Here is a 15,276-nt window from a genome sequence, read left to right as displayed (position 1 = left end):
CTATTCTTTATTTTTTACCAATTTATATTGTGCAACTAATGCTTTAGCATTTCCGCCATGGCCGAATTCTCTGAACTCATTGTCACTTTCATTTTCCCATTCGACATAATCTTCTTGATCTTCCCAGATATTAATCATCAAGAATTCATAGTCTTTTCTCTCATCATGGCCAACAAGTGTAGATTTTAAACCAACTGGACGATTGAATGAATCATCCCATTTATCTAAATGAGCATTAAAAATTTTTTGTTGCTCTGTATCCAAAGTTATATATCTAAATTCAAAATATCCATCCCATTCTTTAAGATTTATCGTGTGATAGATTCGATAATCTAATTGACTATGAAAAATACTTTCTTCGTTTGAAACATCTAATAGTGCAAACTTTTCTGAATCAGTTACAGATTCTAATAGTACCATTTGACGATCTTTATTGTTTTCAATAATTTCTTGTAGTTGTTTTTCAGGTCCAAAAGTTAAATTTAGATTTTTTAGCATAGTATTACTTCCTTCCAACCTTCTATCAAACTCTTTCAATCTAAGTATAACACCAAATTTGATCAAAAAAATAGCCTGACATTTTTGCCAGACTATTATTTATTCTTAATCTCAGATACTAATTTCTGTAAGTCTTTTACTACTTGTTCCTCAAACCATGGATTTTTCTTTAACCAAATTAAATTCCTAGGTGAAGGATGTACCAAAGGAAAGTACTCTGGCAGATACGTTTGATAATCTTTTACAATATCAGTTAATTTAGCACTACTTTTTAGATTCAAATATTTCTTAACAGCGTAGCTACCTACCAAAATAGTTAATTCAATATTTGGCATTAACTTTCTTAACTTTGGATGCCACTTTACTGCAAAATTCTTTCGTGGTGGCAGATCTCCACCCTTACCTTTGCCTGGAAAATAAAAATCCATTGGCATAATCGCAAATAAATCTGAATTATAAAATTCATCGCGAGACACATCTAACCATGTCCTCAACCTATCTCCACTCAAATCATTCCAGACCATATGCGTATCTTGAGCTTTTTGTCCAGGTGCTTGACCTACTATTAATATTTTAGCCTTAGGATTAGCATAATATAGAGGTTCAATCCCCTTTTCAGTGTATTCTTGATTTTGAGGATCTAGCTTTATCTCTTCAAAAACCTTTTGAAATTCATCAGCCGTTTTAATCATCTCATTTCACAATTTTTGGATTATGCAATGCTCGAACTCGAATAACTTCAGGAATTTCTAGTAACTCTTTCTTTAGGTCTTTAAGCTTTTCTTCTGAAATATCCGCAGCATCAATCATTGTATAAGCAATTTTACCACGTGAACGGTTAATCATGTTATCAATATTTATTTCTTCTTTAGCCAAAATAGTAGTAATTCTACCCACCATATTAGGAACATTTTGGTGAATAAGAGTTAGACGCAATGGAGCATCGAATGCCATTTCTACATTTGGCAAGTTAACGGAATTAACAATATCTCCAGTTTCAAGATACTTTCTCAAAGTATTAGCAGCCATCTTAGCTCCATTAACTTCTGCTTCTTCTGTTGTTCCACCTAAATGAGGAGTTACAATTATTTGTTTGTTATTTAAAATTTTCTCAGAACTGAAGTCTGTGATAAATAAACGTAATTTTTTAGCATTAAGTGCCTTGATTACTGCATCTTCATTCACAATTCCCCAGCGTGAATAATTGAGTAATACTGCCGTATCTTTCATCACATTAATCTCATCTTCACCAATGATATTTCTATTTTTATCAGTGTAAGGAATGTGAATAGTAATAAAATCACTTTGTTCTAGCAATTCTTCCAAACTTTCAGCTCTAGGAATATCATTGGAAAGTTGCCATGCTTTTTCAACAGAAATATATGGGTCATATCCAATTACTTTCATCCCCAAATCCATACATGCCTTAGCCACACGTGAACCAATATTACCTAAACCGATTATCCCTATTTTCTTTCCATATAACTCAGTTCCAGCAAAATGATTTTTACCTTTTTCTGTTTGTAAAGAAACATCTGCCCCAGCTAATTTTTGGGCCCATTTTATAGATGCAAAAACTGGTCTAACAGATAGTAATAGCATTGTTATAATAAGTTCCTTAACCGCATTTGCGTTTGAACCTGGAGTATTAAAAACTACAGTTCCTTGTGAAGTTGCTTTCTCTAAAGGAATATTATTTACTCCTGCTCCAGCTCGAGCAATCGCTAAAACACTAGTTCCAAAAGGTGTTTTATGCATATCTTGGCTTCTAATCAACAAAGCATCAGGTTTAGTACTTTTATTCACCGTGTACATATCTGCTGGTAATTCATCTAGTCCTTCTTGTGCAATTACGTTATAAGTTTTTATATCTTTCATAATTATATTATTCCCCTTTATTTTTTAACTCAAATTCCTTCATAAAATCTACCAACACTTTTACACCTTCTAGTTCAAAAGCATTGTATAAACTAGCTCTCATTCCACCTACTAAACGGTGTCCTTTTAAATTCAATAGTCCTGCTGATGTGGCTTCTGCTATAAATTTTTCATCTAACTGCTTATTGCCAGTCACAAAAGGAATATTTGTTAATGAACGATCTTCTCTTTTTACTGGAGAACTAAATAACGTAGAATTATCTAAATATTCATATAGTAATTGTGATTTTTCTTCATTTAGAGCTTGCATCGCTGCTACTCCACCCTGTTCTTTTAACCATTCAAATACTAATCCTGCCATATAAATCGCAAAAACTGGTGGTGTATTCAAAGCTGATTGCTTATCAGCTTGCTTCTTGTAATCTAACATTGAGGGTAAATTGCTTACTTTTCCAATTAAATCACGTTTTACAATCACCACTGTTAGTCCTGCAATACCAATATTCTTTTGAGCACCAGCGTAAATTAATCCAAAATCATCTACATTATATTTTTGTCCTAAAATATTAGACGACATGTCTGCCACAATAGTTTGTCCGGCAAGTCCAGAAGGTAAGTCTCGATACATTGTTCCTTCAATTGTATTATTAGTAGTTAAATGAACATAATCATAATTTTTGTTCTTCAATTCAACTTGATGCACTAACTCAGTGTAGTTACTATCTTTAGAACTTGCGACAACATCTACATCAAATTTATGTAATAATTCTGCTTCTTGATACGCTCTTTGAGACCAATGTCCTGTATCTATATATCCGATTCTTCGATAATTATTAGCTAAATTTAGTGGAACTGCCGTAAATTGTAAAGTTGCCCCACCTTGTTGAAATAAAATATCATAATCATCTGGAATTTCCATTAAATATCTCAAATCTTCTTCTGCTTTTTGAAACATTTCTGTGTAAAGTGAAGATCGATGACTTATCTCCATTACACTCATTTGACTACCTTTAAAAGAAGTTAGTTCATCTTGTGCCTTTTTTATAACTTCTTTTGGTAACACAGCTGGACCAGCTGAAAAGTTGTATACTTTCGTCATTTCCTTCACCTTCCAAAATAAAAATTCAGTAACAATATGATATTCATTATTATATAATATAAAAACATTTCTAATAATAATCTAATATTACTACTTTAAAAATTATCGTAATTTCAAATAATTGTCAATTATTTTCTTAATAATATTTGCTACTTCCTGTAATACTTAACTCCTCACTATCATAATTTAACTTTTATGTAACATTTATGTAATTTAAAACTTCACAAATGAGTTATTTAGAATTAGGGTTCATTGTCCTATCTAGCTATATTCTTATTATTTTATTTAGCACACAATTATTACAAGATTTTACATAAATGTAATATATTTATATAGTTACTTGCAATAAAAAAGGGGTACAATGTAGATATTAAAATAATTTACTATAATCTTCAGGGATTATATTAAGGAGTGACTTACTTGAAAAAAACAGCACAGAAGTTATTAGTAGGTACAGTCGGTGCTGCAGGAGTACTTCTGGCATCAAGTACTGCCGCTAATGCCGATTCAACTACTACACATAAAGTTAAGCAAAATGAAACAGTTTGGGCCTTATCCAAGAAGTATGGTGTTTCTATTCAATCTATTGAAAAGTTAAACCGTATCAACAGCAATCATTTAATTATTACAGGTCAAACTTTACAAATTCCTTCAAAGGATGGCTCTCAAACTGTAAATAAAAATGATAATAAATCTACTTATACCATCAAGAGTGGTGATACATTATGGAGAATTGCCCAAAATAATCACATTTCTCTTGATGAGTTGTTATCTTTGAATAACTTGAATGCTAGTGACATTATCTATCCTGGACAAGTTATTAAGTTAACTTCAGCTGCTGCTACAAGCACATCAAGTACTCAACAACAAGTACAAGATAAAGCAGCTGTTACTACTCCAGCAACTGATAATCAAAGCAGTCAAGCACAAGCTACTTCTGCTTCCAGCAGTTCACAAGTTGTTTCAACAGCTCAAAGTAGCTCTGCTGCAACAACCGCTACTAGTTCTTCTGTAACTACTCCAGCTGCTTCACAAGCTGCTACTACAAGTTCAAGCAGTTCTGTTGCTCAACAACCTGTTGCTAGCTCTAGTTCTGCAGTTCAACAAAGTTCTTCACAGGTAACTACTCAAAGTAGTTCTGAAGTAAAAGATGACAATACACAAAAAGTACAATACACAGCTAAAGCTGGTGACTCATTGTACTCTATTGCTCAAAGTTTTGGAGTTTCAATTGATTCTCTTCGTTCAAATAATAATCTTGGTGCCACATTATTACCAGGACAAACATTAACAATTGTTAACCCTACAAAGACACCTAGCCAAGAAGAAAGTTCTTCTTCTAATAGTGTTGCTACAAACAATACTGCAGCTACTACAACTCAAAGTAGTAACTCACAACAATCAGCTGCAAGTAGTTCTAGTTCTGTTGCCCAAACAAGCAGCAGTCAACAACAAACTGTAACTACTCCAGCAGCATCAAGTAGTTCTGCTGCTAGCTCCAGTTCTGTTGCTCAAACAAACAATACTCAACAAGCAACTACAACTAATACTGCAGCTACAAACAACAACGCTACAACAGTTAATACTTCTAACGTAACTACAACAACTAATACTGGTTCTGCTTCAGCTAGTGCAATCATTAGTTACGCACAATCATTCATTGGTGTTCCTTACGTTTGGGGTGGATCTACACCATCTGGTTTTGACTGCTCTGGCTTAGTACAATACGTATACGCACACTATGGTGTTAACTTACCTCGTGTAACAACAGCTCAAGAAAATGCTGGTACAGTTATCCCTGTATCTGCTGCTCAACCAGGAGATCTATACTTCTGGGGTGCTAAAGGTTCTTCCTACCACGTTGCAATCGCAACTGGTGGTGGTAGCTTTATCCATGCTCCAGAACCTGGTGAAAGTGTAAAAGTTGGTAGCACTCAATACTTCCAACCATCTTTCGCAGTTCGTGTGCTTCAATAGAATACTTACCACAAGGACTTAGGAGTCTAGATCCTAAGTCTTTTTATATAGTAAAAAAATGGGCTGATATGCACTATATACATATCAGTCCATCTTTATTCTTTAATCTAAATCTGTACCATTTGATTCAATTACTTTTTTGTACCAATAAAATAAGTCTTTCTTTAAACGTTCCAAACTTCCATTTCCTTCGTCATCACGATCTACATAAAAAAAAGACTGATAATTTTACCAGTCTTTGTCTTATTATTAAGCTTTCTTCTTCAAGATCATTTTACCCAAATTCTTAAATCTATGTTTGAGAATAAATCCCATACTTGGTGCTTTACGCAAACTTTCACGTGGAATTCTAGCTTTAATAGCTCTTAAAGTTTGGCGACTATTTCTAGCAGAGAATCTAAAAGTACCATTGCTTTTTGTCCTAATTTCAAAACGTGGAATATATTTCCCACCGAAATAAACATCTGCTACTACATAAGTTATTTCATCCCATGGAATTTGGATATAATCCTGTAACTTTGTCTCGTTGTAGAATTCAAAGGCGTTGTCACCAACCATGATATTTCCGTAAAAAGGACCATTACGGTACCACGTACCTTTGCAAGACATATCCATTTTTGTGTTTAGTGACTTAACCATTTAAATCTCAACCTTTCTTTTTATAGTAAACCAATTACGTGGAATACAATAGCTAACACGAAGATTCCAAGAATAATAATGATTGGTGAAACTTTACGCTTCAAAAGATACATACATAAGAATGTTAGACCTAAAGCAGCCAAACCTGGAACTAATTGATCTAAGTTATCTTGTAAAGTTGTAACTTTTGTTTCGCTTAGTGAACGACCAGCAGCATATTGTGTAAATGCTTCTTTCAAACCTTTTGCGCCTGCTGGAAGTTTTTCCCAGTCAATATAAGCACCTTTTTGTTGTTTAACTGTGGAAACAACTGGAGTAAATGTGATAGATACCCAACGTTGAATCAAGGAACCGATAACGAACATACCCATCATGGAAGCTCCACGAGTTACCTTTTGTAATAAACCACCAGATAAGTCATCAGTGATAGCAGTACCAGCACGATAACCGAATTCTTGTGTATACCACTTAACAGCAGCTGCCATGATATTCCATAGAATGAAGAATACAAATGGACCAGCAACGTTACCAGATACAGCAAGACTTGCACCTAATGATAACATAATTGGACGTAATGTGAACCAAAATAGTGGGTCACCGGCACCAGCTAAAGGTCCCATCATACCAATTTTAACACCAGAGATAGCAGCATCATCAACATTTGCGCCATTAGCACGTTCTTCTTCTAAGGCAAGTGTTACCCCAAAAATAGGATTTGCCATAAAAGGATGTGTATTAAAGAATTCTAAGTGACGCTTCAAAGCAGCTGCACGATCAGCTTTGCTTGAATAAAGTTTCTTAATTGCAGGGATTAAAGTATAAGCAACCCCACCATTTTGCATACGTTCATAGTTAAAGGAACTTAATAGAAAGTAAGAACGCAAGAACATTTTAAAACGATCAGCTTTTGTTAATTTAATTTTCTTTTCTTCCATTGTTTTTCCCCTCCTAAGTTAGATGTCTTCCAAAATATCTCCAAGCGGATCATCTGAATCGCCAGAGCCATTTGATGAACCATTTGAGCTACCACCACTACCTTCAAGAGCAAGGAATAATATAGCTAAACATACACCGATAATACCTAAACTAATTAAAGTTAGTTGCTTAATAGCTGCAAGAGCAAATCCTAGGAAGAAGAATGGCCATACTTCACGACTTGACATCATATTGATAACCATAGCATAACCTACAGCAACAACCATACCACCACCGATTGTCATACCAGCTGTCAACCATTCTGGCATTGCTTCTAGTCCTTGACGTACAAGACTTACAGGGATCAACATCAAAAGTAATGCAGGAATAGCAACACGTAAACCTTGTAAAGTCATACCAATAAAGTGCCATGCTTGAATACCATTGATATCAGCCTTTTCAGCACGCTTATCCATAATGTGTGCGATAAATACTGTTGCTGTTCTAACGATCATAGTTAAACCTAAACCAGCTACAGCCAAAGGAACAGCCAAAGCGATAGCAGGTCCAATACCTTGTGCACCTTGGTTACCTTCAATAAGAATAATTGCAGAAGCTACACCGGCCAAAGCTGCGTCAGGAGCCATAGCAGCACCAACGTTAGCCCAACCCATTGTGATTAATTGTAAACTACCACCTAGCATAACACCAAGTTCTAGTTGACCTGTAACAAGTCCGATTAAAGAACAAGCTACAACTGGTTGATAAGTTTCGATTTGGTCGTTAACAGAACTACATCCTACGATAAAGGCTACGATAACGACTAAAATAATTTGAATCGTACTCATTTCATTAAACCTCCAAAATTAATTTTTCTCAGCTAATTTCTTTTCAGCTAATTTAATTAAGTCATCGATATTTGCAGGACTATCAGCTGGAACCCCACGAACATCAAATTTTACACCCATACTTTGTAATTCTTTGATCGAATCAACGTCTGTTTGATCAAATGATAAAGCCTTTGTTACGTTAACTTTACCTTCTTTATAAGCAGAAGAACCAAGGTTAATTTCTTTTACTTCTACCCCTGCCTTAACAGCTGCTAAAGCATCTTCAACTGATTCAAATAAGAGCATCGCACGAGTATCACCAAATCTAGGATCATTATTAGCTTTAGCCATATTCTTGATAGGTGCTACACTTACGCGAACTCCATTAGGTGCAGCTTGTTTAATCATGCTAGTTCTCAACTTGTCATGACAAACTGTATCTGAAACAACAATAATTCGATTTGGTTGAGTAGTATGTGTCCAACCTGTAGCAACTTGTCCGTGAAGTAAACGTGTATCTACACGAGCAAGAACATACTTGATATGTCCATCGCCTAAAACAGTACCTTCAGGGATTGTCTTCTTTTTGCCACTTGTCTTAACTGCTTTAGTATCAGATTCTTTTTTAACTGGCATTGCATCTTCTGGGAATGTCTTAATACCGTCATTACCAGTTGGAACAATTGCTCTAGCGATTTCTCTAGCAGATTCTACTGAGAAACGTTGTGTTAATGCTTCAATTACCATTGGAAGATTCATTCCCGCAACAATTGTCCACTTATCTTCATGTTCTTTAACTAAACTTGAAGCTTGGTTAAAAGGTGTTCCACCCCATAAATCTACTAAAAACAAAACTTCATCTTGATTATCAAGACTTGCAACGGCTTCTTGCATTTTCTTTTTAACATCTTCTGGACCTTCATCAGGCTTTAAGATACAACTCTTAAAATTTTCTTGAGGCCCAAAGATCATTTCAGCAGATTGATGAATGCCGTCTGCAAAACCACCATGACTAGCAAGAATAACTCCTACCATAAGTACTCCTCCTTACATATACGTTATCAGTTCTAATAATATGTAAATAATAATTTCTATACGTAATACTGATAAATAATTATTACTTCGCAATTGTAAACGATTTCTAAAATCTCAACAAGTGACCTCAATCACAATATCATTTCTCCTAAGTATGCTAAAAGACACAAAAATTTATGATTTCACTCGCTCTACTATGACATTTATCACGTTCATAGCTATGTTAAAAATGATATAATCAAGATATAAAACGCTTTTAGGAGAATTATTGTGAAGTATAAATTAACAAAGTTCATAAAAAAGAAAGATTTCGTTCGCTTAATCTCGATCGCTATTTTTTTATTAGGTATCATACTTGTTGTTTGGATTGGCTCGTTTTACATGCCTTTTGTGAAACAGCCAGTAAAGATTGGTTCAACCTACATGACCCTCAATAATAGCTTTTATAAAACCATTAATGAGGAAGTAAAAAAACAAGTTAGCCAAAATGGTGACATTTTATACACTCGTGATCCAGGATTAAGTGTTTCTAAACAATGTCAACAAATATATGATTTTATCGACAAAAAAGTAGATGTTATTTTAATCAATCCTGTGAATGGTGAAAGTAAACAAATTCAACATGCTTTAAAAATTGCCCATGATAAAGGTATAAAAATTGTCGTTGTAGACAGTCAGTTGAGCAATTCTTCTTTTGTTAATGCCAATGTTGTTTCTGATAATTTTAAAGCTGGCGTATTAGATGCAAAGTATATGATGAAAAATTCTCCCCAGGCTAAAATTTTAGTTCTGCGTCATTGGAATGCTTTGTCTGTAAAAGAACGATATCGAGGCTTTGTTAGCGAAATTAAAGATAATCCTAACTATCAGATTACAGAAAATCTTGAAACTCTAGGTCAGACTGACGTGGCTTTAAAAAATGTACAAGAACTGCTAGAAGTCAATCCTGATAAATTTGATATTATTATGGCAATGGATGATCAAAGTGCCGTTGGGGCATTAGCTGCTATGGACGCCCTAAATCTTCACAATAAAATTATGGTATATGGAATTGATGGTTCGACTAATATGAAGCATCTACTACTAAGTAATCCTAATGCACAGGCAACAGTGGCCCAATCTCCTATTAAGTTAGGCCAGAAATCAATCCAAGTCTGCTATAAGCTCGTCAAAGGAAAAAAAGTTTCCAAAGATGTTGTTGTACCAGTCTTCTTGCTGACAAAGAAAAATATCAATGATTACGATATATCGGGGTGGCAATAATGAGTCGATTAACCAAAGCAACTTATGTATATTGGTTGTTAGTAATGGTAAATTTTATTTCAGTAATGTTTGATGTATCTTTATATTTACTAATTACTAGTTACATTTCAAAAAAGAATCTTAGCTTATACCTCTTACAACAATTACAAGTCATGCCTGGTAATTTTAGATTACTTTTTTGGGTAGTATTTGTACTTTTTGGATACTTAGTTACTGTCATCTATTTACGCCGAACCTCAACCAATAAAAAGACGAATAAATTACTCTGGCTAGAATTATTACTAATAGTATTAATTTTTTGGCTAACTAAGGCAACTTATGGTGGTTTAGTCTTCTTAGCCTTTGCTGATATCTTTTTTTCAACTGATGACTTCCACACCATTAGTAATAAATTTTATTGGCTGATTTTCATTATCGTTGCTTCGGTATGCTTACTAGTATCAAATAGTAATTTTTTGGCAACTTTAATTTCCTTACCATCATTAGAAATTTATATTAGCTTTTTACCGAGTCATGTGGCAACTCTGTTATCTCTAATGCGTCTATTTCTTTTTATTATTAGTATCGTTATTTTTACTTTATCCTTATTTACATATGTCGTTTATATAACAAATGAGAAACGCAATATCGAAGAAGAGCTTAGAATGGTTGATCACGCTAATGTCGAACTTCAGCACTATATTAGTGTTGCCGAAGAGAACGCCGAATTGCGTGAACGAAAACGTATTTCCCGGGAAATACACGACACTCTAGGCCATGCTTTAACTGGAATTTCAGCTGGTATTGACGCTGTCCTAGTACTAATTGATATGGATAAAGATAGCGCCAAGGAGCAATTAAGGAATTTATCTGAGGTAGTACGTCAAGGTATTGTAGATGTACGTAAGTCATTAAATAAAATGCGTCCCGGAGCTTTAGAAAAATTATCCTTATACGATTCGATTGTTGATATGATTAGTCGCTATGATAATATTCCAACTTTAACGATTGATTTAGATTTTCAATGGCAAGGCGTTGATTTAGAGAAAACTACTGAAAATGTCGTCTTTAGAATTATCGAAGAATCCATTACTAATTCTATTAGACATGGTCATGCTGAAAAGATTTGGATAAGAATGACTAAAGATGATAAATACTACTATATTGAAATTCACGATAACGGTAAAGGTAGTCCAACTATCAAGCCTGGATTTGGTCTAACTCAGATGCAAGAAAGACTTGCTATTATCGGTGGTACTGTAACCTACCAAGGAGATCACGGATTTACTACAAAAATAAAATTCATTATTAAAAACTAGGGGGAAATATATTTATGATAAAAGTACTAATAGCTGATGATCAAAAGTTAATCAGGGAATCACTGAAAATTGTTTTAGATACCTATCAAGATATTCAAGTAATTGATACGGTTGGCGATGGTAAACAAGTCCTAGAAAGTATTGAAGAACAAGAACCAGATGTAATTTTAATGGATATCCGCATGCCTAATATGGATGGAACTGTAAGCACAAAATTAGTTAAGCAGTCCTACCCTCACATAAAAATCATTATTTTAACAACTTTTGATGATGATGATTTCATTTTTAGCGCACTCAAATATGGGGCATCTGGCTACATCTTAAAGGGTGTCTCTCCTACTGAATTACATGACGCTATCACCACAGTTTACAATGGCGGCTCCATGATTAATCCTAATATTGCTGCTAAAGTTGTAAAATTGTTTTCTAAAATGGCTCAAAGTGATTTTGAAATTGATGTAGATAAGGAAGGAGCGACTCTAATTACGGATGCTGAATGGCGTGTAATTTACCAAGTTGGACGTGGTTTATCTAATAAAGAAATCTCCCAAGAACTCTTTTTATCTGAGGGTACTGTCCGTAATCACTTATCACATATTCTTTCCAAGTTAAATTTACGCGACCGTACTCAATTGGCAATTTGGGCTGTTCAAAATGCTCCACGTAAGTAGGTAAATATCATGAAAAAAAGATATATTATTCTATCGATATTATTAATGATTCTAGTAATAATAAGTGGGATTTTTATTTATCAGAAAAAGCAAAAAGTTATTACTATCGGCATTTACAGTGATAGTAGTTGGGACGTTCCTAATGATAATGAATACAAATTCATTGACTATGTCGTGAAGAAATTCGAGAAAGAAAATCCAAATGTTAAGGTTAAATATGAAAGTGGCATTAATAAGAATGATTACTTAGAATGGTTGTCACAAAAGATTGTTGATAATAAAGCACCAGATGTTTTTATCGTTCCTTCTGAGCAATTTGGCTTTTTATCTTCTCTAGGAACTATGCGAAATTTAAATTATTTCATGGATTTATCTGGATTAAATACCGATGATTATTACCCTACTAATTTAAAAGCTGGAATGTCCGCAGGTAAGCAATATGCACTCCCACTCGAAAGTAATCCGATGATGATGTGCGTTAATACTGATTTACTCAAAAAAGAACACATTACTATTCCAAAATCGGGATGGACACTAAATGACTTCTATCGAATTTGTCATCAAGTTACAAAAGATACTAATCATGATGGTGTAGTGGATCAATTTGGCTATGCAGATTATTCTTGGAAAGATGCAGCCCAAGCCTATAATGCTAAATTATTCAATAGTCAAGGCACAGCTAGCTATTTTAATTCAGATAAAGTACGCCAAGCTTTAACCATGATGGAAAAATTATATAATTTACAAAAAGATTATAAAGTAACCGCAGATGACTTTGATAAGGGAAAAGTTGCTTTTCTTCCTATGACACTAGCTCAATATCGCACTTATGAATCATACCCTTATCGCGTTTCGCGCTATTCATCATTTTCTTGGACGTGCATTAGAATGCCTGGAGCTACTCCAGATATTAACTCAACCTATGTGAATACTTCCATGGTGGCAATGTCTTCTCAAAGTACACATCCACTTTTATCATGGAAACTTGTTAAATTTTTGTCTAATAATGGCGATGTTCAACAGAAACTCTTTACCTACTCTCAAGGAGCTTCCGTTCTTAAGAGTGTTATGAAGAGTAAAGATATTACCGAGAATTTACAAAAGGAAAATAATGCTGACAATGCTTTAACCGAGGAAAAATTCGCAAGTATTATGGCAAAATCACAAAAATATCCTGAATTCAAAAATTATAATAATGTCATGCAGACAGCTGATTATTTAATTAATATTGCCCTTGAAAATGGTAACGTTGAAGTTCAATTATCAAATATTCAAAATCAGATCCAAGAAGAATTAGCGAAATAGTTAAAAATGCTATTTTTAAGATAGGACCAATTTTCTAATTTATACAAACAACCGTTTACATTGCATAAATTAGAAAATTGGTCCTATATCTATATCGTTCTTTTTTACTTTTTATGATATTTTAGTCTTATACACTAAAATTAAGGAGGATATTTTTCATGATTGGAACATTCTTCAATGTCAGTACAATTCTAATTGGAAGTTTACTTGGAAATTACTTCAAGAAAAGCTTTGCTGATAAATATCAAGAAATTCTGATGCAAGCGATGGGATTAGCCGCCACTTGCTTAGGAATGCAAGCTGTCTTGCAAAATCTCCCTAAAAGTAAACTCCCTATCTTGTTTATTTTAAGTTTGGCAATTGGTGGCGTATTAGGAGTTAAATTTGACCTAGCTACTCGTTTTTCTAATTCTGTTAAAAAATTCAGTAATTCTAAATCATCTGAAGGATTGTCAACTGCTATCTTGCTATATTGTATGGGTACTTTATCCATTTTAGGTCCAGTTGAAGCTGCTTTACACCACAATTATACTTATCTTTTTACAAACGGTATTCTTGATGGCATTACTTCTATCATTCTAGCATCAACTTTTGGATTAACCATTATGTTAGCTGCACTTGTTTTATTCTTCTGGCAAGGTAGCTTTTATTTAATAGCCTTCTTGTTACAAAGTAGCGTTAATCCTGATTTTTTACATGAATTGTCAATTGTTGGCGGTGTTTTAATTCTAGCCTCTGGTCTTAGTATTCTTGGAATTAAAAAGTTTAAAACTATGAATTTATTACCATCGCTACTTGTATCTGGTATTCTCTTCTTTATTCTTCATTACATCGGTATAATTTAAAAAAGTTAAGTCTGATCCTTGAAATCAAATGATCAGATTTAACTTTTTTATTCGTGTATTTCTAATGGTGTTCCTGCTGGATCATAGAAAAATGTCATCGCCTTACCATTAAAGGTATCATTACGAATTGGTTCACATTCTACCCCTTTGGCAGTTAATTCTTTAACAGTTTCTTCTACACTATCAACTCTAAAAGCTAGATGACGTAATCCTTTAGCTTCTGGATAGGTTGGTCGAACTGGAGCTCCTTTTTTGATAAAGATTTCTAATACCATTTCTCCGAATCCAACATTAAATAATATATCATCTTTTTCTGGCCTAACATGCTTATCTAACAAAGTAAAGCCCAGTTTGTCTACATAAAACTCTTTCATCTCTTCGAAATTTGTTCCAATAATCGCAATATGGTGTACCTTGCTAAAATCCATTATTCTTCACCTTCTATTTCTATTGAACACCCATCTTCATTTACTATTCCATATGCATGCTTATTTTCATCGTTGCATACTTTTCCCAAGTCAATTTTGCCATAATGTTTATCTCTATCTGTTATCTCAACATCTTTGATAATTTCGACACCAAATCTTCGCAAAACTAATAATTGTTGTCTGCGCTCCTCTGCTTTTTCAATTGAAGTATTTAAAGTATATCCTTCATCTAAAAAATGTTTTATCAATCTTATATGATAATATTCATTAATTGTGAACTTTCTTTTATTTCCATCACCATCATTGATTGATTTTATATATCCTTTTTCCTCCCAATATCTTAATTGTCGAGAAGAAACACCGGTAGATTTGCTCATATCCCCTATTCCAATTTGGATATCATCCATCGCCTTTTTACCATCTGTATTTTGAAAAAACACAACTTTGCTCCTTTCTTTTGTCCATATATTATACATCAATTGTAACTTTTTTAACTCATTTGTCAACTTTCTTGACAAAAATAAAATTAGGGTGTAATATTTTCAAAGTTAAATTGTAAGCTATGAAAATATATTATTTAAGGAGGAAACAAAAA

At 33.7% G+C, this 15,276-nt stretch carries 16 protein-coding genes and 1 pseudogene; 6 read left to right on the top strand and 11 right to left on the bottom strand.

Annotated features, from left to right (window positions below; translation table 11 throughout):
* From OZJ21_RS00995 to serC, 4 genes are all read right to left on the bottom strand, one after another.
* Positions 1–498: a hypothetical protein gene (locus tag OZJ21_RS00995; protein ID WP_034982288.1), complete on the bottom strand. Its 498-nt coding sequence runs from the start codon at positions 496–498 to the stop codon at positions 1–3.
* Between the two features lie 95 nt (positions 499–593).
* Positions 594–1,190, bottom strand: coding sequence for a uracil-DNA glycosylase family protein (locus OZJ21_RS00990; RefSeq protein WP_268857294.1), 597 nt, complete (start codon positions 1,188–1,190; stop codon positions 594–596).
* 1 nt (position 1,191) lies between these two features.
* Entirely contained in the window at positions 1,192–2,376 is a 1,185-nt protein-coding gene (locus OZJ21_RS00985; protein ID WP_268857293.1) for a phosphoglycerate dehydrogenase, read from the bottom strand.
* Positions 2,377–2,383: 7 nt separating this feature from the next.
* Positions 2,384–3,475, bottom strand: coding sequence for a 3-phosphoserine/phosphohydroxythreonine transaminase (gene serC / locus OZJ21_RS00980; RefSeq protein ID WP_223687002.1), 1,092 nt, complete (start codon positions 3,473–3,475; stop codon positions 2,384–2,386).
* Between the two features lie 420 nt (positions 3,476–3,895).
* Here serC and OZJ21_RS00975 point away from each other — a divergent pair, with 420 nt between their 5' ends.
* Positions 3,896–5,452 carry a C40 family peptidase gene (locus OZJ21_RS00975; protein WP_328284329.1) on the top strand — a complete coding sequence of 519 codons (1,557 nt, stop codon included), beginning with the start codon at positions 3,896–3,898 and terminating at the stop codon, positions 5,450–5,452.
* Positions 5,453–5,554: 102 nt separating this feature from the next.
* Here OZJ21_RS00975 and OZJ21_RS00970 read toward each other — a convergent pair.
* The 5 genes and pseudogenes from OZJ21_RS00970 to OZJ21_RS00950 form a co-directional block, all read right to left on the bottom strand.
* A pseudogene (locus tag OZJ21_RS00970) lies at positions 5,555–5,668 on the bottom strand (family 1 glycosylhydrolase); the annotation flags it as partial.
* A gap of 33 nt (positions 5,669–5,701) precedes the next feature.
* The gene (locus tag OZJ21_RS00965; RefSeq protein WP_003701867.1) at positions 5,702–6,091 is read right to left on the bottom strand and encodes a DUF956 family protein; all 390 of its coding nucleotides are present in this window, start codon (positions 6,089–6,091) and stop codon (positions 5,702–5,704) included.
* 20 nt (positions 6,092–6,111) lie between these two features.
* Positions 6,112–7,026 (bottom strand): PTS system mannose/fructose/sorbose family transporter subunit IID, encoded by a 915-nt coding sequence (locus tag OZJ21_RS00960; protein WP_095842310.1) that lies wholly within the window; start codon positions 7,024–7,026, stop codon positions 6,112–6,114.
* An 18-nt stretch (positions 7,027–7,044) separates the two neighbouring features.
* Positions 7,045–7,854 (bottom strand): PTS mannose/fructose/sorbose transporter subunit IIC, encoded by an 810-nt coding sequence (locus OZJ21_RS00955; protein ID WP_003700745.1) that lies wholly within the window; start codon positions 7,852–7,854, stop codon positions 7,045–7,047.
* A gap of 18 nt (positions 7,855–7,872) precedes the next feature.
* On the bottom strand, positions 7,873–8,871 hold the full coding sequence (locus tag OZJ21_RS00950) for a PTS sugar transporter subunit IIB (protein ID WP_003705039.1): 999 nt from the start codon (positions 8,869–8,871) through the stop codon (positions 7,873–7,875).
* A gap of 270 nt (positions 8,872–9,141) precedes the next feature.
* On the opposite strand from OZJ21_RS00950, the gene OZJ21_RS00945 reads away from it, so the two are divergent.
* The 5 genes from OZJ21_RS00945 to OZJ21_RS00925 all read left to right on the top strand — a co-directional run bounded on the left by OZJ21_RS00945 (position 9,142) and on the right by OZJ21_RS00925 (position 14,253).
* Entirely contained in the window at positions 9,142–10,134 is a 993-nt protein-coding gene (locus tag OZJ21_RS00945; RefSeq protein WP_268857291.1) for a substrate-binding domain-containing protein, read from the top strand.
* Complete coding sequence (locus tag OZJ21_RS00940; protein WP_268857290.1) at positions 10,134–11,432, top strand: sensor histidine kinase; 1,299 nt, start codon at positions 10,134–10,136, stop codon at positions 11,430–11,432. Before OZJ21_RS00945 ends, OZJ21_RS00940 begins: the two co-directional genes overlap by 1 nt.
* 14 nt (positions 11,433–11,446) lie before the next feature.
* Positions 11,447–12,103, top strand: a complete 657-nt coding sequence (locus OZJ21_RS00935) for a response regulator transcription factor (protein ID WP_268857289.1) — start codon at positions 11,447–11,449, stop codon at positions 12,101–12,103.
* Positions 12,104–12,112: 9 nt separating this feature from the next.
* On the top strand, positions 12,113–13,408 hold the full coding sequence (locus OZJ21_RS00930) for an ABC transporter substrate-binding protein (RefSeq protein ID WP_268857288.1): 1,296 nt from the start codon (positions 12,113–12,115) through the stop codon (positions 13,406–13,408).
* 158 nt (positions 13,409–13,566) lie between these two features.
* The gene (locus OZJ21_RS00925; RefSeq protein ID WP_268857287.1) at positions 13,567–14,253 is read left to right on the top strand and encodes a DUF554 domain-containing protein; all 687 of its coding nucleotides are present in this window, start codon (positions 13,567–13,569) and stop codon (positions 14,251–14,253) included.
* Positions 14,254–14,300: 47 nt separating this feature from the next.
* Here OZJ21_RS00925 and gloA2 read toward each other — a convergent pair whose 3' ends face one another.
* Positions 14,301–14,681, bottom strand: coding sequence for an SMU1112c/YaeR family gloxylase I-like metalloprotein (gene gloA2, locus OZJ21_RS00920; RefSeq protein WP_003707229.1), 381 nt, complete (start codon positions 14,679–14,681; stop codon positions 14,301–14,303).
* On the bottom strand, positions 14,681–15,121 hold the full coding sequence (locus OZJ21_RS00915) for a MerR family transcriptional regulator (protein ID WP_268857286.1): 441 nt from the start codon (positions 15,119–15,121) through the stop codon (positions 14,681–14,683). Before OZJ21_RS00915 ends, gloA2 begins: the two co-directional genes overlap by 1 nt.
* Positions 15,122–15,276 lie beyond the last annotated feature (155 nt).

Source organism: Ligilactobacillus sp. UO.C109, from assembly GCF_026847815.1.
Taxonomy (GTDB): Bacteria; Bacillota; Bacilli; order Lactobacillales; family Lactobacillaceae; genus Ligilactobacillus; species Ligilactobacillus salivarius.
Note: the sequence above shows the minus strand (reverse complement) of the source record. Positions and strands in the feature narration are given on the sequence as shown.

Bases quoted from the DNA above. Each gene is read 5' to 3' on its own strand.
- OZJ21_RS00985 (WP_268857293.1), bottom strand. From the start codon at position 2,376: ATGAAAGATATAAAAACTTATAACGTAATTGCACAAGAAGGACTAGAT.
- OZJ21_RS00935 (WP_268857289.1), top strand. From the start codon at position 11,447: ATGATAAAAGTACTAATAGCTGATGATCAAAAGTTAATCAGGGAATCA.
- serC (WP_223687002.1), bottom strand. From the start codon at position 3,475: ATGACGAAAGTATACAACTTTTCAGCTGGTCCAGCTGTGTTACCAAAA.
- OZJ21_RS00940 (WP_268857290.1), top strand. From the start codon at position 10,134: ATGAGTCGATTAACCAAAGCAACTTATGTATATTGGTTGTTAGTAATG.
- OZJ21_RS00995 (WP_034982288.1), bottom strand. From the start codon at position 498: ATGCTAAAAAATCTAAATTTAACTTTTGGACCTGAAAAACAACTACAA.
- OZJ21_RS00960 (WP_095842310.1), bottom strand. From the start codon at position 7,026: ATGGAAGAAAAGAAAATTAAATTAACAAAAGCTGATCGTTTTAAAATG.
- OZJ21_RS00925 (WP_268857287.1), top strand. From the start codon at position 13,567: ATGATTGGAACATTCTTCAATGTCAGTACAATTCTAATTGGAAGTTTA.
- OZJ21_RS00930 (WP_268857288.1), top strand. From the start codon at position 12,113: ATGAAAAAAAGATATATTATTCTATCGATATTATTAATGATTCTAGTA.
- OZJ21_RS00965 (WP_003701867.1), bottom strand. From the start codon at position 6,091: ATGGTTAAGTCACTAAACACAAAAATGGATATGTCTTGCAAAGGTACG.
- gloA2 (WP_003707229.1), bottom strand. From the start codon at position 14,681: ATGGATTTTAGCAAGGTACACCATATTGCGATTATTGGAACAAATTTC.
- OZJ21_RS00950 (WP_003705039.1), bottom strand. From the start codon at position 8,871: ATGGTAGGAGTTATTCTTGCTAGTCATGGTGGTTTTGCAGACGGCATT.
- OZJ21_RS00955 (WP_003700745.1), bottom strand. From the start codon at position 7,854: ATGAGTACGATTCAAATTATTTTAGTCGTTATCGTAGCCTTTATCGTA.
- OZJ21_RS00990 (WP_268857294.1), bottom strand. From the start codon at position 1,190: ATGATTAAAACGGCTGATGAATTTCAAAAGGTTTTTGAAGAGATAAAG.